Here is an 18,210-nt window from a genome sequence, read left to right as displayed (position 1 = left end):
TGTTATGCCTTAAACACTTGTAAAATTAACTCATTTTTTCCATTAGTTCTTCAAATACAACTAATGGCTGTTTGCCTTCAATTTTTTGGTATGCTCCATCGCCACTTACAACAATAAATGTTGGAGTTTGGTTTACTTCATGTCTTTCTCCTAATTCTAGGCTTTGATCAATTTTCTGATTAAATTCTGATGATGCCATGCATTCGTCATATCTTTCAATATCTAAATTAACTTGATTTGCAAAATCTCTAATTTTTTCTGCACTTGCCCATCCATCATTGGTATCTCCTTGATTTAGATATAATGTCTCATGAAATTCCCAGTACATACCTTGTTGTTCTGCACAATAACTTGCATGTGCAGTTGGGTAAGAGTCATCTCCTAAAAATGGATAATCCACAAAAAGTAATTCCACTTGGCCTGATTCTACATATTTCTCATTCAAAGGCATTCCAGTTTCTTTATACCACTCACTACAAAATGGGCATTGAAAATCACCAAACTCTATAATTGTAATTGGTGCAGTTGGACTTCCCAAAGAATGACTATATTGCCTAATGTTATCTAGATCTATTTTAGTTGCTTCTGCAACTTTGGTCTCCATATCCATGCCAGCTACTGCATAAACACTCATGACAATTCCAACTACAATTACTGCTGATGCAATTGCAATTTTAGTTGGCATATTAGTCAATAATGTTGGTAAATCGCAATTGATAATTAATGTTTAGGAATGATAAAATCAAATATGAACATAAGACATCTTATTCCTATCCTTGTTTCACTACAAATTATTTTAATTATTGCTAGTTTTTTATCATTATCATACTTTGTGAACGAACATACAGTTTTTGAAAATTCTGTAATTCTTGTATCTGAACTCAAACAACATTCAGATGTACTGATTTTTGATTTGCACAAATATGTTAATGGAGTTACATACGCGGATCCTAAAAACTTGGTAATTCACATGGAAAAGGAATTTGACATATTAAGGAATGGCGGAATATCGCATGATTTAACCATAAATCCCCTTCCAACTAAATTTTTAAATGCACATGATATAGCTCAAACCAAATTAATTATTTACACTAATCATGTAGAAGAAATTCTAAAAGAAGAAAATCCAAAACTCAATTTTAATAATTTAGCATTTACAAATCTTGATACTGCAAAATTTGACACTAATGGTGCTTTAGATTATTTACTATCTCTAATGTTGGAAGAAAATGAAATTTATAGTAAAAATCTTCTAATTTTACAAATTGGTCTTGCAATCCTAAATGTTGGAGTACATGTAATGGTGTTATTAATTATTTTAGATCTTTTGAGGAAACAATCTGAAAAAGAAAAACGATTAGAGAAATTAGCTTCAATTGGAGAACTTGCATCACGAGTTTCACATGACATACGTAACCCGTTGACCACAATCAAAGGAGTAGTTGATTTGTTAACCTCTCAAAAATCTACCGTAACTGATGAGAAAGACATTCAACGTTTAGAATTGATAAAAAAATCTGTTACTCAAATAAATCATCAAGTAGAAGATGTACTTGACTATGTTAGAACAAACAAAATTTCATTAGAAAAAGCATCTTTGCATGAAATAATTAATCAAGCTGCAAAACGTGTTTCTATTCCTGATTCTGTTGATATTTCATACCCTGAAAAAGACTATTCCATAAAATGTGATAAACTCAAAATGGAGATTGTATTTGTAAATTTGTTATTAAATGCAGTTGATGCTGTGCATAGAGACGGTAAAATTGCAGTTAGAATGAAAAACGTTGATAATTTTATTGAGATTCAAGTTGAAGACTCTGGGCCCGGAATTAATTCAGAATCTTTATCAGAGATATTTGAGCCTCTTTTCACTCTAAAACAAAAAGGTACAGGTCTTGGCTTGGCTAGCTGTAAAAATATTATCGAACAACATGAAGGGTCAATCAAAGTTTCTAACAATCCAACAACATTCACGATTATGATTCCTTCAAATCTCTAACTGTGGTCTAAATATCTTCAGCACATCTAAAACCTGAAAATAACCATCTTTCATCTAATCTAAAGAAATTCCTATAACTTCCTCGTATTGACATTTTTGGTGTTCCAAATGATCCTCCTCTCAAAACCTTTTGATTTGTAAACCATTTGTCATTGTATTCATCAAATCCTGTTTTGAAGCCTGGATATCCTGTAAATTCTGATGATGTCCATTCCCATACGTCTCCGATCATTTGTTGACATCCTGATGGGCTTATTCCTTCTGGATACGTTCCAATTTCAGTACATCCCCAATGATATGATTCAAGAAGATTGCATCTATCCTCCGTAGGTTGTTCATTTCCCCATGGGAAAACTGTTTTTTCTTGTTTGACTTCATTCCAACAAGCTGCTTTTTCCCATTCAGATTCTGTTGGTAATCTTTTCCCTGCCCACTTGCAATATGCATCAGCTTCATAGAAACTAACATGGCATACTGGTTCATTTGGATTAATCTCTCTAATCCCTAAAAAGTCTCTAACATTCCATTTGTCATCAATCTTTTCCCAATACATTGGAGCATTCCATTTGTTAGCTTTAACTTTTTCCCATCCATCTGATAACCAATACTTGTATGTCTCATATCCCCCCTCTTCAATGAATTCTAGATATTGCTTGTTTGTAACTGGAAATACATCAATTTTGTAATCATTTAAGTACACTTTGTGTTCTGGAAGTTCAATATCATAACAGAATTCTTTTCCATTGAAACCCATTGTGTATAATCCTCTCTTTATCTGAACAGAGTTTTGTTCAACATCGTTTTGTTTTTGAATTTGATTTTTCTTTACTGGTCTGTACTGTTCAGCAAGAAGATGTTGTAAATCATAGACTAGCAGTTCTTGATGTTGGCATTCATGATGAAATCCCATCGTAATTAATCTGACAGCATTTTCATCTAAAGACTGAGTTTCAATAAATTTCTCTACTCTTTGATTAATTGTATTGAAATACTGAAAAATCTGATCAACAGTAGGTCTAGAAATTACTCCTCGTAACCCTTTATCATGTGGAACTCCAAATTGTTGATAATAGGAATTAAGATATTCTGAAAATTCTTTTGAATAAAATTCGTAATTCTTGTCTAATTTACTCATAATTGCTTCATAAATCCAACTAACATGTCCTACGTGCCATTTTGGAGGACTCATAAAAAATGCAGTTTGTACCACAAAGTCATCTTTTTCTAGAGTTTTCACTAGTTCTAAAGTTCTTTTTCTAGTTTCTCTAAATTGTTCAAGTAATGGTTGTCTCTTTGTTAATTCTGGGTTTGTGGTCATTACTCAAAATTTGATTTTTTTGTATTATTATATTTGATGTATCAATACCCTCTTGCAAAAATTGGAACTGACGTGCTTTGTTCTCCACAATACATGCATTTCATATCTGAATTTTCACTATCAAATGGAATTACTCGTATATCTGCACCTGTTTCTTCTTTAATCTTCTCTTCGCATTCTAGTTTGCCACACCATGGTGCATTGAAGAAACCACCTTCCTCAATTTGTGATTTGAACTCTCCATAATCTGAAACATTTTTTGTATTTTCTTTTGACTGTGTTTTTGCATTTTCAAGCATGTTTTTTTGTATTTCATCTAGAATTGAAATGATCTTTTCTATTTCATTAAATTGCAAATTTATTTTTTCACGATTGTATCTTTTTGCAACGACAATACTTTGTTTTTCGATATCTTTTGGCCCAATTTCTATGCGTATTGGAACTCCTTTCATCTCCCAATCGTTGAATTTGTATCCTGGTGAAAGTCCTTCTCGTTCATCTACTTGAACTCTAATATTTTTTGATTCTAATTCTTCTTGAATTTCTTTTACTTTTGGCAATACTTTGTCTTTTCCTTCATCGTTTCTGTAAATTGGAACAATTACTACTTGTGTTGGTGCAACTTTAGGTGGTAAAACAAGACCTTGATCATCTCCATGTGCCATTATCATTGCGCCAATTAATCTCCATGAAACTCCCCATGATGTTTGCCATGCAAAATGTTCTACATTATCTTTATCTGCAAATTTTACTTCAAATGGTTTGGAAAAATTTTGTCCTAAGAAATGTGAAGTGCCCATTTGTAGTGCTTTTCCATCTGGCATAATTGATTCCATTGTAGTTGTGTACACTGCACCGACAAATTTTTCCTTCTCACTTTTTTTTCCTGTTATAACTGGAATTGCTAACTCTTCTTCAACAGTATTTTTGTAAATATCTAAAATTTTCATTACTTCTTTTTCTGCTTCTTCTTGTGTTACGTGTACTGTATGTCCTTCTTGCCATAAAAATTCTGATGTTCTAAGAAACGGTTTTGTTGCTTTAATTTCTGCACGTAATGCTGTGTTCCAAAAATTAATCTTTAGTGGTAAATCTCTCCAACTTTGGATCCATTTTGAGTATAATGTATATGCTAATGTTTCAGATGTTGGTCTTAATGCCAATCTGTCGCCAACCTCATTTGTTCCTGAATGGGTTACCCAAAATACCTCTGGATTAAATCCTGCAAAATGTTTTTGTTCTTTTCCTAGCAATGATTCTGGGATTAATACTGGAAGAAATCCATTTCTAATTCCATTCTTTGCAAATTTTCTATCAAATGTTGTTTTCAATGACTCCCAAATGGAATTTCCATCTGGTCTGAGCACGATTAATCCTTTCACTGGTGCATAATCTGCTAATTTGGCCTTTAGTACAACTTGAGTATACCACTCACTAAAGTCATCTTTTTTTGAAACTGTGATCCCAACGTCTTCTTTACTCAAACTAAAATTCCAAGAATAAATTAACTAATGAGCTTTTCGTGAGAAATTTTTGATTATAATTTATCGCCTTTACAAAGTACTTGTCCTGTGACTCTACTTTGGAAATTTGGACATACAAAACATTGGATAAAATGTATATCGTCCTTTAAAACTGGACATTCCACAAATTCCTGTTTCATCCTTTTGAGCATTTTTGGACTGACTCCTTTAAGCTTTAATTTCCCTTTATCATCCATCATTCCTGATGTTTTTAGTTCTGCCTTGACATCATCAGGTAGTTTTTGTCTTCCTTCTCTTTCTTTGATATCTACTTCGTATTTGTGTTCTAATTCGCCCATAACTATACAATTAACTTCGGTGATTTATTACTAGCGTTTTTTGGATCCCAAAAAAGTTTAAACTTTAATATAATTAGCAAATTTTTGCAAAACAGAAATCAATTGCTAGTAATTTTTGACGTTGAAGGTGTATTGTATGATGAAGAATATCTCCCAATTCTTGCAGAAAAACTCAACAAACAAGATGAGATTTGGGCAATTACAAAACAAGGAATTCAAGGAAAAATTAACTGGGAAGAAGGACTTCGAACAAGAGTTGCTGCTCTAAAGGGTCTTGATGAAAAAATATGTCAAGAAGTTTCTGATGCACTACCTATTATGACTGGTGCAAAAGAAGCCTGTAGAGCACTAAAAGCTGCTGGTTGGAAACTGATGGCTGTCTCAGGTGGATTTACCTTGATGATGGGCAGATTAAAAGAAGAATTAGGATTAGATTATGTTTATTCTAATGAATTAATTTTCAAAGATGGAAAGTTAGATGGTGTAAAAATTAACGTTGATTCTGATAAATCAAAATCTGCACGAATTAAAATTGAAGAATGGGGTGAAAAGAAAGAGAATATTGTCTGTGTTGTAGATGGCGCAAATGATGTAAAATTATTTGATATTTGTGGATTGGGAATTGCATATCGTGCACAAGATTTGGTAAAAGATTTGGCAACCACAACTTTGGAAGAAAAGGATCTTTCAAAAATTTTGGATATTATTAACAAACATTACAAATTAGAATTAGAAACTCCAACTCCTGCATAAACAATTTTTTAGTCCATACTCTCAGATACTGTGCTTGGAAATCTTACCTGTCCATATAGAAAAAGAGATTGAACCTTCAGATGATCTTTCAGAATTAATTATCTCTTCAAATCAAATCCAGGATGGCGATATTATAGTAATTGCTCAAAAAATAATTTCAAAGCAAGAAAGACGTATGATTGAATTGTCTACTGTAAAACCTTCCCTGCTTTCTGAAGGAATTAGTTCACAATATCAAAAGGATCCTCGAATTACTGAATTAATTTTGTCTGAATCAAAGCGAATCATTCGTATGAAAAATGGAATTTTAATTGTTGAAACTAATGATGGCACAATTTGTGCTAATGCAGGAATTGATGAAAGTAATGTAAAATCTGGATATGCAACTTTGTTACCATTGAATTCAGACAAATCTGCTAAAAACATACGTGAAAAAATTCTCAAACATACGAACAAAGATGTTGCTGTAATAATATCTGACACATTTGGTCGGCCATTTAGATTAGGACAAACAAACTGCGCTATAGGAATTTCAGGATTGTCTCCTATAGTTGACTATGAGGGAACTCAAGATACATTTGGGAAAACTTTACGTGTTACTGCAATTGCAATTGCTGATGAACTTTCAGCAGCATCTGAATTAGTCATGGGAAAAACACTAAAAACTCCTGTAGCAATAATTCGAGACTATTCGTTCTCAAAGAATGAACATGGAACTGGTGAATTAATCCGGCCTGAACATGAAGATCTTTTTAGATAATTTTTTGTTTTGATTCCATAAGATTATTACCTAAGACGAAAAATTTCATTTGAAAATGCCAATAAATGCTGAATTACATTGTCATAACTCTTTTTCAAATTTTCATGTAGGCGATGATGAACCACCTTATGATTGTAATGTCTCTATACTAGATCAACTTGAGCGATCATATAGTTTAGGATTGGATGCAATTTTTGTTACAAATCACAATACATTGGATGGATATCATCAATTATTAGAATACAAAAATAATCATTCAAAATTCAAAAATATCGATGTTTTCCCTGCAGAAGAAATCACTACTGATACCGGTGCACATGTTCTAGCTTATGGAATTCATGATGTAATCTCTCCTGGCCTTTCCCTTGAAGAAGTCATTGATGAGGTTAGAAAACAAGGTGGCGTTTCATCTGCTCCTCATCCGTTTAGTTTACTTGATGCATTACGTGACAGTGCAAAAAAATGTGATATGGTTGAGGTCTTTAACAGCAATAATGTTGATATTTTATCTAATGCGCGTGCAACAGAATTTGCTTTAGATAACAACATGATTCAAGTTGCTGGAAGTGACTCTCATGTTTTGTCTACTCTTGGACGATGCGTTAATGTAATTGATTCTGAAAACAATCTAGATGATATTTTATTTGCTATGAAACATGGAAGAATCGAGATTTCTCAAACAGGTTATGCATATCAGGCTGAAACGCTTGATCATTTAAGATACAAAATTAACAATTCAAAAGAATATTTGATTGATTATATTTCTGAACATTACCCAAATGCAAAATGGCTTTTGACTCTGTTATTGAGAATTTATGATTCCAATCAGAACAGCCACATGTGGACACTTTTTTACAAAATTGCAATTTACTTGATGAAAAGAATTTCCCAAAAAATCAACTTTCAGAATCAAGATCCAAGTTTTATGAAAGATAGGAATCTTACAACTATGTTTAAAATGGCATTGTAAGCAATAATTAATCTGAAAAACTCAAATAGCTTTTAATATAACAAAACGCCCTTTTTCAATTAGTAAATGTCCGAATCAACTGAAAAAAAATTAGATGCAACTGGATTATTTTGTCCAGAACCTGTATTTAGAACCAAAATTGAAATTGAAAGAATGCAAGTAGGTGAAACATTAACAGTTTCTGCTGATGATCCTGCAGCTGAAGATGATATTTCTAGATGGGTAACAAGACAAGGTCATGAATTACTTGACATGTCTAAAGATGGAGATGTAATTACTTTCCAAATTAAAAAGGTGAAATAACCAAAATCATGACTACTGTAACTGACACAGATGTTTTGAATCGTGTAGGTAATACCCCTCTTGTAAAATTAGATTCTCTTTCACATGATGATGTAGATTATTTTGCAAAGTTAGAAGGTCATAATCCATTTGGTTCTGTAAAAGACAGAGCAGCATACTGGATGATAAAAGATGGTGAAGAAAAAGGGATTCTAACAAAAGGTAAGAGCATTATCATTGAACCCACTTCTGGAAATACTGGAATTGCTTTAACTGGAATTGCAAATTTGTTGGGATATAAAGTCGAGATTGTTATTCCTGAAAAGGCAAGTAATGAAACTAAAGATATTATTCGAAATTTGGGTGCCAAAGTCTTTGAAACAAGTGATGATTTGTGTCCTAAAGTTGGTGCAGGAACTGATCAAAGTATTGCCCTTGCAACTTCTATTGCATCTTCAAGACCTGATACGTATTATTCCCCAAATCAATATGTTAATGAAGCAAATTTCAAAGGCCATTACATTGGAACAGGACCTGAAATTTGGCGACAAACTGAGGGTAAGGTAACTCATTTCTTTACTGGTGTGGGTACTGGTGGAACAATTACTGGTATTGGTGCATTTCTTAAAGAAAAAAACCCTGATGTGAAAATCATTGGATGCCAACCTCAACAAAATCACCTCATTCAAGGATGGAGAAATTTTGAAGAATCTGCAAAACCTGATTTGTTTCTAAAACGAGAAAATGTTGTTGATGATTGGGTTTCTGTTGATAATGAAGAAGCATTTTCTGTTGTAAAAGCTGTTTTTGAAAAAGATCAATTGTTGATCAGTCCTTCATCTGCTGCAGTTTATGCTTGTATGAAAAAATACCCTATCGAAAGTGATGCATGTGTAGTTGGAATTTTTGCTGATGATGGACGAAAATTCAAGAGTGTATATGCAAAACAAAATGTAATGTCTGAAGAAAATTTTGAAAATTGTCTTAAAGATGCAAAATACATGTCTGAATTAGCATACTAGTTATTCCAAAACATCTTTCAAATGTTTTTCATAAAAATCCCTAAAGTATGAATTCATATCTCTTTCATGTTGTAAACATTTGTTACTTTGTTCTGTAATGTTATTTTTGATCTCTCTACTCCATTGACTTTGTTGTCTATCTTTTGAATTAATTATTGATGGATTTTCTTGAATTTTTTCCATGATTTCTATCAATGATAATGACAATTGTCGAAACTTGCTAATTTGTAAAAGGAATTTTTCTGATTCTTCTTTATCTGCAACTTTAATTAATGAAAATACTTGATTGTAATATTCTAAAGCTTTTTTGTTATATTCTTTAAAATTTTCAATTCTTTTCTGCCAGTACCCCTTTGATGTTTTTTCTTCTACTTTGTAACTAAATTGAATTTTACTCAAATCCATGCCTAATTTTGCTAGTTTGTCACTGTGTTCTTTCATGCTTTTTTGCTTATTTTCTGTATCTTCAGGCATGAAAATCAGTGTGTTTTGTTCCAATAAAGAGTTTAGATTTGTAATTTTTTCCAAAACTCAAAAGATTCTTTGGAATATTCTAACAGACATATTTCACAAAATGAATCCCATTCTCCAACCCCATTTTTTTTGAAATAATCTAATGACCATTTGTATGGTGGTTCTTCTCTGTATTGAAATTGTTGAATTGTATAGATTTCTTTTTCAAAAAACTTGTTTAAGCATTTTTTGCATTGTGCATTTTTCATTCTTGTTTATCTGAACTTTCTGTTAGATATTTATCTACATCAATTGCTGCCATACAACCATAACCTGCAGCTGTAATTGCTTGTCTATAACTTCTATCATGTACATCTCCTGCTGCAAAAACTCCTTCAACGTTTGTGTATGTTTTATTTTTTAGTACCACATATCCTTCATCATCTAAATCAATTTGATTTTTGAATAATTTTGTATTTGGTTCATGTCCAATTGCAACAAAAAGACCTCCGACATCTAATGTTGACTCTTCATTTGTTTTTAGATTTTTCAAAACTGCCTGTTGCATTTTTTGATCTCCTTTAATGTCTACTACAGCTGAATCCCAATGGAATTTTATTTTTTCATTACTTAGTGCCCTTTCTTGCATTACTTTGCTTGCGCGTAATTCATTTCTTCTGTGAACTAAATGAACAGTGGTTGCAAATTTCGTAAGAAATGTTGCTTCTTCTATTGCAGAATCTCCTCCTCCAACTACCACTAATTCTTGATTTCTAAAGAATGGTCCATCACACGTTGCACAATAAGACACGCCCTTTCCTCCAAAAGTTTCTTCACCCTCTAATCCCAGCTTTCTAGGATTTGCACCTGTTGCAATGATAATTGCACGACCTTCATATTCTTCTGATGCTGTCAATACTTTGAGGGGACTCCGTCTAAAATCTACATCTACAGCCTCATCATCTACAATAGTTGTTCCCATTCTTTGGCATTGTTTTCTCATTTCTATCATTAAATCTGGGCCCATGATTCCTTTCTCAAATCCTGGATAATTTTCAACTTCAGTTGTATTGACTAGTTGCCCTCCAGGTAATATTCCTGATAAAATTAAAGTGTCATATCCTGCTCTGGAACAATAAATTCCAGCTGTATATCCAGAAGGACCGGCACCGATAATCACAACATCAAACTTTGTTTTTTTCTTATCTGGCATCTTTGGGCCTTCGTCTTTTGATTCAAGGACTGTCGCTCCCTCATCTGCCGCCATCATGATAATTCATCTTTTAATTTCAATAATTTAAGTGAATATCTTTTTTGATTAATTGTCTTTCATTCTCATAAGAATCTGATCACATATTTTACGCATTTGAGAATCAGATCCAAGGCTTGAAATTTTTACAATATCTGTAGTTGTAATGATCCCGACAATTTCTTCATCCTCCAAAACTGGTAGCTTATGTATGGATTTTTCTTTCATGATTTCTGCAGCTTCCCAAATTGTTTCATCTGATTTTATTGTAATTAGTGGTGATGACATTACTTCAAAAATTTTTGCATGCGGTGCTTTTCTTTCTGCAACAATTTTTGTAACAAAATCTCTTTCTGTAACTATTCCTAATGTTGCAATTTTATCTATCACAATAACACATCCTATATTTTTCTCTCTCATTTTTTTTGCTACTTCTTCTAATGTTTCTGAAATATTTACTGTTAGAACATTCTTACTCATTATTTGATTTACAAACGTATTTTCCATATTTTTTTTAAAATTCCCAACTATTTGATATAGATTTTAAATTATCATTCTTGAAAATCAAAAGGTCTTTTAAATTAATTATTGTTCTATTAACGATATGGTCATAAAAACCAAAAAAATTCTTGTTCCATTAGATGGCTCTAACAATTCTATTCGTGGTTTAGATATGGCTATACACCTTGCAAGGCAATCTCATGGAACAATTACTGCATTGACTGTAAAATCTGTGCCTGGAATATATGCAATTCATCCGTTAGGATTTTTGGATTTCAATTCTATGAAAGAAGTAAAAAAAACTCTTGAAGATGCTAAAATACGTGCTGCAAAAAAAGGCATTAAATTAATTGGGAAATCGCTTACTGGTGATCCTGGTTATGACATATCTCGGTTTTTGAATAACTCTAAAAACAAAATTGATTTAGTTGTGATTGGCGCTCGTGGTAGAAGTTCTGCAAAGGAAATTTTCCTTGGAAGTGTTTCAAATTATGTTTTACATAAATCTAAAAAACCAGTTCTAATTGTCAAATAGTTGAATGTGGTTTAATTGATTTCAATCGTAGGTACTGGAAGAGTTGGCACATCTATTGCATTTCTTTGTGTTTCAAATGGATTAGATGATGTTTTACTTGTAAATACAACAAAAGAAAAAGCAATTGGTGAAGCATTAGATGTTGCAAATTCAATTCCTGCAACATCTAAATTTTCTATTCGTGGAACTGATGATTATTCTGAATTAGTTGGGTCTGATATTGTTGTTATTGCTGCAAGTGTTGGTGTTTACACTAAGGATAGATCTGAAAATATGGATTTACAAGTTAAAATGATAAAAGATATCTCAGAAAAAATAAAACAATATTGCCCTTCTGCAATAGTTTTGATAGTTTCAAATCCTCTTGACGTAATGACTTATTTTTTTCAAAAATACAGTGGTTTTTCTAGATTCAAAGTAATTGGAATTGCTTCTAGTCTTGATACAAGTAGATTTCGTTATTATATTTCTGAAACTTTGTCTGTTCCTCAATCTTCGATTTCTAATGCAATTGTTTTGGGAGAACACGGTGATTCTATGGTTCCTATCTTTTCAGGTGTAACTGTTGGGGGTAATCCCTTATTTTCTATGATTGATAGTAGGGATATCATTACTGAAAATGTTCGAAATTATTGGAAACTTTTGAGAAATTATAAGAGTAGATCACAATTTGGTATTGCCAAAAATACCTTTGATGTCATTGATGCTATTAGAAATAAAAAAGAAATCCTAGTACCTGCTTCTATTGTTCTTGATGGTGAATATGATGAACATGATGTCGCAATGGGTGTACCTGTGATAATTAATCAAAATGGAGTGTCTGAAATACAAAAAATTAAACTTGATGATACAGAATCATCTTCTCTAAAAAAATCATCTGAAAAAATCCGTAATGACATAAAATCTATTCATGAATGATTGATTATTTTTCTGAGACTCTCTTCATGATTCTTACACAATTTCTTGTTTGATTGTGTGTACAGTAATTCTTTTTGCCAATGTGCATTATACAATCTACATTCCCTATCTTCACAAAATGCTTCCCCTGTTTCGTAATACATAACGGCTTGAAGCAGATAACCTTCTACAACCTCTGTTATCCTCGAATCATTATACTCTAAAAATTCTCCTTTGTACTTTTCTTTGATTTTTTCTGCACTTTCTTTAGTAAAATTTACCATTAAATCAAGATAGTATTCTTTAGGTTTTGCAGGTGCTTCAATTATTCCTGTTGTTGAAATTATTGCAGGATTTGTTCCAATTAATGCTCTTGCATGATATCTAAAATCACTTTCATCAAATGTACATGTTAATTTGTTTGTGAAAATTATATTCAAAATCTCTTGGTCATTTTCATTTGAAGGAATGAATTTTGAAATTATTTTTTGAAATTCAAATCCATCATAAAGAATTTTTTCTTCATTTTGTGAATTATCTATATTTTCTTTTTCTATTTGTATTTCTAATTTTGTTGGGATATGTTTTGAAAATGGTTTTTTTAATTCAAAAACTCTTGTAGTGGCAATCTCTTGAAATATTTCATCTTCTCTATTTTCAAAAAAATTTTTCCTTATTTCTGTATCTGCATGAAATGTGTCATGAAGAAATTTTTCAAGTTTTTTAATCTGAATTTCTGGAACTGTAGGTTCATCATAAATGATAATTTTACTTGTTTTCAATAAGAAAACATGGGTTTGATTGCTTATCTTTCTAACTCTTTGATTTTCTCAGCTGCAATCTCTGCTGCTCTCTTTCCAGAGTATAACATTGAACCAAAAGTTGGTCCCATTCTTGCTAGTCCGTGAGTTTCTGTGACTGACATTCCTGCTGCGATAAGTCCTGGGTATACTTCACCTGTTTTGTGAACGACGTGCTCTTCACCGTCATTTACAAACATTGGCTCCATTCCTTTCCATTCAGCTAAACCTCTGTCAACTAGTCTTTTTACTGCAACAGAATCATGTCCTGATGCATCGATGATTATTTTAGCTTCAAATGCAACTGGATCAACACATGTAATGTTACGTGGCAATGCTGATACTGGCATCCAATTAACAACAATTCCTGAAACTCTTCCGTTCTTTAGAACCAAATCATCAAACTTTGTTAGTTGTAAGAATTTTACTCCTGCATCACATGCACCAGCAATTAATTTTGATACTGCATGTGGTCCTGGTGTCAGATACAATCCGTCTTGTACTTTTTTGTATGGAACACCTAATTCATCCCAAATTTTTTGTGCAGGTTCTCTAACTGTAACTGGATTCATCATATAACCTCCTAACCAATATCCTCCACCTAGGTAGTTGTTTTGTTCAATAACTAAAACTTTGAAACCCAAGTTTGAAAGTTCTCTACTTGCAGTGAGTCCTGCTGGACCTGCACCAATAATGATTACATCTGACTCTGCTCTATCAATTAGAACTTTGTGAAATTCATTTGCAATTGCTTGTGTGATTTCAACTTCACGTACGTCAGTAAATATTTTTGTTGATTGTTCTGCTACAGTTGCTTCTTGCATGAAAAAATTCTTGTCTAGAACCCATTAATACTTTGCCACCTTCAAAAATTAGGAGATACTAATTATTCCATATCTGTAAAACGATTATTCCTAAAAATACAGGAAATATCCTGTCAGCCTTGAAAGTTTGAGTCCTAAAACCTCCATTTCTCAAAAATTTATATCACAACAAAAAGAAATTTCATTATATTGACAGTATCTGATCTTAAACAATCTGCACCTGATTCTCCTAAACCTAAAATCAATTGGGCAAGAATTGAAGAGGCTGATAATTTTGCAAAGACTGTAAAATTATTCCGTCAGGGAAAATACGACGAAGCTAGTTTCAGACGATTCAGACTTCAACACGGTGCATATGGTACTAGAATGACTAACGATTATGCTATGGTTAGAATTAAACTGCCTGCAGGTGAAATTTACCCTCATCAAATTGAAAAATTATCTCAACTAAGTGAACAATATTCTATTGGAAGTGCCCATATCACAACTAGAGAAAGCGTTCAATTACACTGGGTAATTCTTGAAGATGTCTCAGAAATTCTTCGTGGTCTTGCTGATGTGGGAATGACATCAAGAGAAGCATGTGGAAATAGTGTAAGAAATGTAATGTGTAGTCCAATGACTGGTGTTTGTCCTAATGAAGAATTTGATTCAACTCCATACGCACGTGCTACTGCAAAATTCTTTTTGAGAAATCCTATGAGTCAAAATCTACCTCGTAAATTCAAATTCACTTTTACATGTTGTGAGAAACATGGAATGGTAAGAATTGTTGATGTTGGATTGATTCCCCAGATAAGAGAAGTGGATGGAACTATTCAAAGAGGATTCAAAATATTCCTTGGTGGTGGATTGGGCAATAGATCGTTTGTTGGACATCAATTAGAAGACTTTACTCCTGAAGAAGATTTACTTTACACTTCAATTGCTGTAGTGAAAATCTTTGATAGATTAGGAGATAGAAAAAATCTTGCGAGAAATAGAATGCGCTATCTTGTAAATGACATGGGTTGGGAAAAATTCCAAAATCTTGTATTAAAAGAAAGAGCAGTAGTAAGAGCTACTCAATCTGTAATTACGCAACTTGATGTTGATCACACTCCTGATGAAATTAAACGCCCAATTAGAGTAAGTGATGAAAGTGGAAGTGGAGCACCTGATGGTTATGCACGATGGCTAAAAACTAACACTGAAACACAAAAACAATCTGATTACAGAACTGCATACATCACTCTTGAAGCAGGTGATATTACTTCAAGCCAATTACTTACATTAGCAGAAATCATTCGTGACTTTTCTGCAGAAGGTAAGGCTCGTGCTGGTTTTGTTCAAAATATTGCATTACGTTATGTTCATGAAGATGATTTACCACGTTTGTATTCTAAACTACTTGAAATTGGTCTTGCAAAATCAGGCGCCCTCACCATGACTGCTCCTATTGGATGTTCTGGCACAACTTCCTGTAATTTGGCATTAACAAATTCACATAGACTAGCTAAAGAAATTCAAAGAAAATTTTTGGAACTAAAACTTGATGAAGATGATGATCTACGTGACGCATCTATCAAAATTAGTGGATGTCCAAACTCTTGTGGTCAGCATGGAATTGCAACCATTGGATTTTTTGGAGGAGGTGCACGCGTTGGAAAAGACATGTATGCAAATTATCAGATGTCTTTAGGTGGACGTTCTGATGGTGATGCAATGTTGGGACAAATCTGTCATAGAGTTCCTGCAAAAAGAGTAATTCCTGTAATCTTGAAAATTATAGAGTTGTTTAAAAAACACAAGAAATCAGATGACACTCTAAAATCTTGGATTCATAGAGTTGCAACAAATACTGAGGATTCTGAAATCAAAACACTCAATGATATCAAAAAAGCAATTGACCCATTAACAATTCCTCCAACAAAAGAAGATGACCCTGATTTCTATCTTGATTATGGTAGTGATACTAGTTATCATACTAAAACTGGAAAAGGTGAGTGTGCTGCTTGACCGAATCTGGTACCATTACAACTGATGTAGACTCTTTACGTTCAGAAATAAGGGACAAAAGTGTTAGAGTAATTGATGTAAGACGAGAAGATGATTACAAAAAAGATCACATATCAACTGCTGTGAACCTACCTTTAGCAAACCTCTTGTCTGATGATAGTCCTGAACGAGTTGTAAAATTAGTAAACTCCATGGGAATTGATGATGAAACTCGTGTTGTAGTTTATGATGATACATTTGGCGCATTAGCATCTAGAGTTGCATGGACTTTAGAATACCTTGGACATTCAGACGTAAGTTTACTTGAAACTACTTATAGTAACTGGAAATCCCTTGGATTGGAAAGCGATTCTCAAACCCCTGATATTCAAAGTAAGGATCACTCTATGAAGTTACAATCTGATATTTTGGCCACTTCTGATTATTTGGAATCTGCAAAAGAACGTGATGATGTGATTTTAATTGATAATAGAGAGAGGTTGAACTTCCTTGAACAACACATTCCTGGTGCAATTAGTCTTCCATACAGAACACTTGCATCAAATGACAAAATTTTACGTCCAAAAGAGGACATGAAACGCTTACTTGATAATCGTGGCGTTACTGGAAATACTGAAATCATAACTTATTGTGGAAGTGTAGGCACACTTTCTGGATTGGCATATTATGCACTCAAAACCGCAGGCTTGCCAAACGCAAAACTATACGTTCGCTCTTTCAAAGAGTGGAAAAATCTTCAAAAACCTACTGTTAAACAAGAAGATGCAAACTATTGGGATCTGTCTGCTGAATAGTTAAGAAATTTCGTTTCTGAGTTTTTTAGTAATTGTAACTTCTACATTATCAAATAGTATCAACATCTTTTCTTTATTTTCTGCAATGTAGTCGTTACCTCTATCTTTTAATCTGATTTTCCATAATCTTATTTCTCTATGTTGATCAAAGAAGTTTTCAATCATATGTTCTCCTGATTTTTTAGGATCAATAAACTCGTCAAATATTTCAATTGCTTTTTCTGCATTTTCTTCTTCAATTGCTTCTTTTGCAACTTGAATTGCTTGACTTAATTCTTTTAAATTCTTTACTGGTTTTGGTAACTTCTTTCTTGTAATTCCAAACAAGCCTTTCTTCTCTTTGCCCATTTTTTCTGCAACATTTGGAGCAAGATCATAAACTGGAATTCTACTTAGGCCGTCTCTCTTTTCATTTTGAACAATCAACCCTTTCTCTAATAATTTTCTTAATGCATCTTCTGCATCTTTTTTATCTAGAAATGTTGTCCATACTATTGAACCAATTGTGTGATAACCTTGTCTAACTGATTCCAAAACAACAACTTCTTGAATTCTTTTGAACCCTTCTTCAACTCTAACATTGACAAAATCTTTATCTCTAATTGATTTTCTAGCATTTTTTACATCAATTTCAATTGAACGTTTCAATGATTCCAATGATTCTGGAACTTGATTTAGTAATGACAAGAAACATGCTTTGTTGTACCAAGCCATTCCATATGTTGGATCAGTTTCAATTGCTTTTTCAACTGAATCAAGAGCCTTGGAATAATTTTTCTGTTCATAATGCACCAATCCTTTTAGATTCCAAGCTTCTGGATTTGTAACGTCAATGTCTAAAATTTTATCGTAAACTCTTAGTGCTTCATGGTAATCATCAAGGTGGAATCTTGCATATCCTAATTTCAATAATGTTTCAACGTTATCTGGATCTATTCTTAGTGCTTGTTCAAAAACTGTAATGGCCTCTTCTAGTTTTTCATCTGCCATTAGATTGACTCCTTTCTTAAAGAGTCTCTTGCGATTGTAATCAATATCTACTAGTGCAGTCTCTTTAGACTTTTTCTCTACTTTAGACTCTTCTTCTTTTTCCTCTGATTTTTTCCCGAAAGGTTTCTTCACTAGCCCAAAATGCGGTTTTATCTAGATAAATACTATCCTCCCTGAGCCTGAAAACCAATTTAATTCAGAATCTAATCATGCGATCTAAATACAGAAATACTTGAAGTA

21 protein-coding genes are annotated in these 18,210 nt (G+C 32.8%); 10 read left to right on the top strand and 11 right to left on the bottom strand.

Annotated features, from left to right (window positions below):
* Positions 1-25 precede the first annotated feature (25 nt).
* Positions 26-685, bottom strand: coding sequence for a DsbA family protein (locus ACQY22_RS09325; RefSeq protein WP_428325547.1), 660 nt, complete (start codon positions 683-685; stop codon positions 26-28).
* A 63-nt stretch (positions 686-748) separates the two neighbouring features.
* On the opposite strand from ACQY22_RS09325, the gene ACQY22_RS09320 reads away from it, so the two are divergent.
* Positions 749-2,002, top strand: coding sequence for a two-component system sensor histidine kinase NtrB (locus ACQY22_RS09320; protein WP_428324411.1), 1,254 nt, complete (start codon positions 749-751; stop codon positions 2,000-2,002).
* Between the two features lie 7 nt (positions 2,003-2,009).
* Here the strand turns inward: ACQY22_RS09320 and egtB are convergent, their stop codons facing one another.
* The 3 genes from egtB to ACQY22_RS09305 are packed head-to-tail and all read right to left on the bottom strand — an operon-like array spanning position 2,010 to position 5,142.
* On the bottom strand, positions 2,010-3,320 hold the full coding sequence (gene egtB / locus ACQY22_RS09315) for an ergothioneine biosynthesis protein EgtB (RefSeq protein WP_428324410.1): 1,311 nt from the start codon (positions 3,318-3,320) through the stop codon (positions 2,010-2,012).
* A gap of 41 nt (positions 3,321-3,361) precedes the next feature.
* Complete coding sequence (gene proS / locus ACQY22_RS09310) at positions 3,362-4,804, bottom strand: proline--tRNA ligase (RefSeq protein WP_428324409.1); 1,443 nt, start codon at positions 4,802-4,804, stop codon at positions 3,362-3,364.
* Positions 4,805-4,857: 53 nt separating this feature from the next.
* Positions 4,858-5,142, bottom strand: coding sequence for a hypothetical protein (locus tag ACQY22_RS09305; RefSeq protein ID WP_428324408.1), 285 nt, complete (start codon positions 5,140-5,142; stop codon positions 4,858-4,860).
* Positions 5,143-5,244: 102 nt separating this feature from the next.
* On the opposite strand from ACQY22_RS09305, the gene serB reads away from it, so the two are divergent.
* The 5 genes from serB to ACQY22_RS09280 all read left to right on the top strand — a co-directional run bounded on the left by serB (position 5,245) and on the right by ACQY22_RS09280 (position 8,929).
* The gene (gene serB, locus ACQY22_RS09300; RefSeq protein ID WP_428325546.1) at positions 5,245-5,895 is read left to right on the top strand and encodes a phosphoserine phosphatase SerB; all 651 of its coding nucleotides are present in this window, start codon (positions 5,245-5,247) and stop codon (positions 5,893-5,895) included.
* A 34-nt stretch (positions 5,896-5,929) separates the two neighbouring features.
* Positions 5,930-6,655 carry a coenzyme F420-0:L-glutamate ligase gene (cofE, locus tag ACQY22_RS09295; protein ID WP_428324407.1) on the top strand — a complete coding sequence of 242 codons (726 nt, stop codon included), beginning with the start codon at positions 5,930-5,932 and terminating at the stop codon, positions 6,653-6,655.
* A gap of 55 nt (positions 6,656-6,710) precedes the next feature.
* Positions 6,711-7,625: a PHP-associated domain-containing protein gene (locus ACQY22_RS09290; RefSeq protein ID WP_428324406.1), complete on the top strand. Its 915-nt coding sequence runs from the start codon at positions 6,711-6,713 to the stop codon at positions 7,623-7,625.
* Between the two features lie 66 nt (positions 7,626-7,691).
* Entirely contained in the window at positions 7,692-7,928 is a 237-nt protein-coding gene (locus ACQY22_RS09285) for a sulfurtransferase TusA family protein (protein ID WP_048068830.1), read from the top strand.
* Positions 7,929-7,936: 8 nt separating this feature from the next.
* On the top strand, positions 7,937-8,929 hold the full coding sequence (locus tag ACQY22_RS09280) for a cysteine synthase family protein (RefSeq protein ID WP_428324405.1): 993 nt from the start codon (positions 7,937-7,939) through the stop codon (positions 8,927-8,929).
* Here the strand turns inward: ACQY22_RS09280 and ACQY22_RS09275 are convergent, their stop codons facing one another.
* Genes ACQY22_RS09275 through ACQY22_RS09260 form a run of 4 tightly spaced genes read right to left on the bottom strand, consistent with a single transcriptional unit; the run spans position 8,930 to position 11,111 of the window.
* Positions 8,930-9,403: a hypothetical protein gene (locus tag ACQY22_RS09275; protein ID WP_428324404.1), complete on the bottom strand. Its 474-nt coding sequence runs from the start codon at positions 9,401-9,403 to the stop codon at positions 8,930-8,932.
* A gap of 32 nt (positions 9,404-9,435) precedes the next feature.
* Positions 9,436-9,651 carry a hypothetical protein gene (locus ACQY22_RS09270; protein ID WP_428324403.1) on the bottom strand — a complete coding sequence of 72 codons (216 nt, stop codon included), beginning with the start codon at positions 9,649-9,651 and terminating at the stop codon, positions 9,436-9,438.
* Positions 9,648-10,652 carry a thioredoxin-disulfide reductase gene (gene trxB / locus ACQY22_RS09265; protein WP_428324402.1) on the bottom strand — a complete coding sequence of 335 codons (1,005 nt, stop codon included), beginning with the start codon at positions 10,650-10,652 and terminating at the stop codon, positions 9,648-9,650. The genes ACQY22_RS09270 and trxB overlap by 4 nt, the downstream gene beginning before the upstream one ends.
* Before the next feature lie 48 nt (positions 10,653-10,700).
* Complete coding sequence (locus ACQY22_RS09260; RefSeq protein ID WP_428324401.1) at positions 10,701-11,111, bottom strand: CBS domain-containing protein; 411 nt, start codon at positions 11,109-11,111, stop codon at positions 10,701-10,703.
* A 124-nt stretch (positions 11,112-11,235) separates the two neighbouring features.
* Here ACQY22_RS09260 and ACQY22_RS09255 point away from each other — a divergent pair, with 124 nt between their 5' ends.
* Positions 11,236-11,667 carry a universal stress protein gene (locus ACQY22_RS09255; RefSeq protein WP_428324400.1) on the top strand — a complete coding sequence of 144 codons (432 nt, stop codon included), beginning with the start codon at positions 11,236-11,238 and terminating at the stop codon, positions 11,665-11,667.
* 15 nt (positions 11,668-11,682) lie between these two features.
* Complete coding sequence (locus ACQY22_RS09250) at positions 11,683-12,585, top strand: malate dehydrogenase (RefSeq protein WP_428324399.1); 903 nt, start codon at positions 11,683-11,685, stop codon at positions 12,583-12,585.
* On the opposite strand, the gene ACQY22_RS09245 is transcribed toward ACQY22_RS09250, so the two are convergent.
* Both ACQY22_RS09245 and ACQY22_RS09240 read right to left on the bottom strand, forming a co-directional pair.
* Positions 12,576-13,346 (bottom strand): DUF6775 family putative metallopeptidase, encoded by a 771-nt coding sequence (locus tag ACQY22_RS09245; RefSeq protein WP_428324398.1) that lies wholly within the window; start codon positions 13,344-13,346, stop codon positions 12,576-12,578. The genes ACQY22_RS09250 and ACQY22_RS09245 overlap by 10 nt on opposite strands.
* A 23-nt stretch (positions 13,347-13,369) precedes the next feature.
* Positions 13,370-14,188 (bottom strand): sulfide-dependent adenosine diphosphate thiazole synthase, encoded by an 819-nt coding sequence (locus ACQY22_RS09240; protein ID WP_428324397.1) that lies wholly within the window; start codon positions 14,186-14,188, stop codon positions 13,370-13,372.
* 189 nt (positions 14,189-14,377) lie between these two features.
* Here ACQY22_RS09240 and ACQY22_RS09235 point away from each other — a divergent pair, with 189 nt between their 5' ends.
* Positions 14,378-16,186 (top strand): nitrite/sulfite reductase, encoded by a 1,809-nt coding sequence (locus tag ACQY22_RS09235; RefSeq protein WP_428324396.1) that lies wholly within the window; start codon positions 14,378-14,380, stop codon positions 16,184-16,186.
* Positions 16,183-16,980 (top strand): sulfurtransferase, encoded by a 798-nt coding sequence (locus tag ACQY22_RS09230; protein ID WP_428324395.1) that lies wholly within the window; start codon positions 16,183-16,185, stop codon positions 16,978-16,980. The genes ACQY22_RS09235 and ACQY22_RS09230 overlap by 4 nt, the downstream gene beginning before the upstream one ends.
* On the opposite strand, the gene ACQY22_RS09225 is transcribed toward ACQY22_RS09230, so the two are convergent.
* Positions 16,981-18,102 (bottom strand): tetratricopeptide repeat protein, encoded by a 1,122-nt coding sequence (locus ACQY22_RS09225; protein ID WP_428324394.1) that lies wholly within the window; start codon positions 18,100-18,102, stop codon positions 16,981-16,983.
* Positions 18,103-18,210 lie beyond the last annotated feature (108 nt).

It is taken from the genome of Candidatus Nitrosopumilus sp. (assembly GCF_965263415.1).
Lineage (GTDB): Archaea > Thermoproteota > Nitrososphaeria > Nitrososphaerales > Nitrosopumilaceae > Nitrosopumilus.
This window is presented reverse-complemented; position numbering and strand designations above follow the sequence as displayed.

Bases quoted from the DNA above. Each gene is read 5' to 3' on its own strand.
- ACQY22_RS09275 (WP_428324404.1), bottom strand. From the start codon at position 9,403: ATGCCTGAAGATACAGAAAATAAGCAAAAAAGCATGAAAGAACACAGT.
- ACQY22_RS09260 (WP_428324401.1), bottom strand. From the start codon at position 11,111: ATGAGTAAGAATGTTCTAACAGTAAATATTTCAGAAACATTAGAAGAA.
- ACQY22_RS09255 (WP_428324400.1), top strand. From the start codon at position 11,236: ATGGTCATAAAAACCAAAAAAATTCTTGTTCCATTAGATGGCTCTAAC.
- ACQY22_RS09280 (WP_428324405.1), top strand. From the start codon at position 7,937: ATGACTACTGTAACTGACACAGATGTTTTGAATCGTGTAGGTAATACC.
- trxB (WP_428324402.1), bottom strand. From the start codon at position 10,652: ATGATGGCGGCAGATGAGGGAGCGACAGTCCTTGAATCAAAAGACGAA.
- ACQY22_RS09320 (WP_428324411.1), top strand. From the start codon at position 749: ATGAACATAAGACATCTTATTCCTATCCTTGTTTCACTACAAATTATT.
- ACQY22_RS09285 (WP_048068830.1), top strand. From the start codon at position 7,692: ATGTCCGAATCAACTGAAAAAAAATTAGATGCAACTGGATTATTTTGT.
- ACQY22_RS09305 (WP_428324408.1), bottom strand. From the start codon at position 5,142: ATGGGCGAATTAGAACACAAATACGAAGTAGATATCAAAGAAAGAGAA.
- ACQY22_RS09290 (WP_428324406.1), top strand. From the start codon at position 6,711: ATGCCAATAAATGCTGAATTACATTGTCATAACTCTTTTTCAAATTTT.
- ACQY22_RS09270 (WP_428324403.1), bottom strand. From the start codon at position 9,651: ATGAAAAATGCACAATGCAAAAAATGCTTAAACAAGTTTTTTGAAAAA.
- egtB (WP_428324410.1), bottom strand. From the start codon at position 3,320: ATGACCACAAACCCAGAATTAACAAAGAGACAACCATTACTTGAACAA.
- ACQY22_RS09325 (WP_428325547.1), bottom strand. From the start codon at position 685: ATGCCAACTAAAATTGCAATTGCATCAGCAGTAATTGTAGTTGGAATT.
- ACQY22_RS09240 (WP_428324397.1), bottom strand. From the start codon at position 14,188: ATGCAAGAAGCAACTGTAGCAGAACAATCAACAAAAATATTTACTGAC.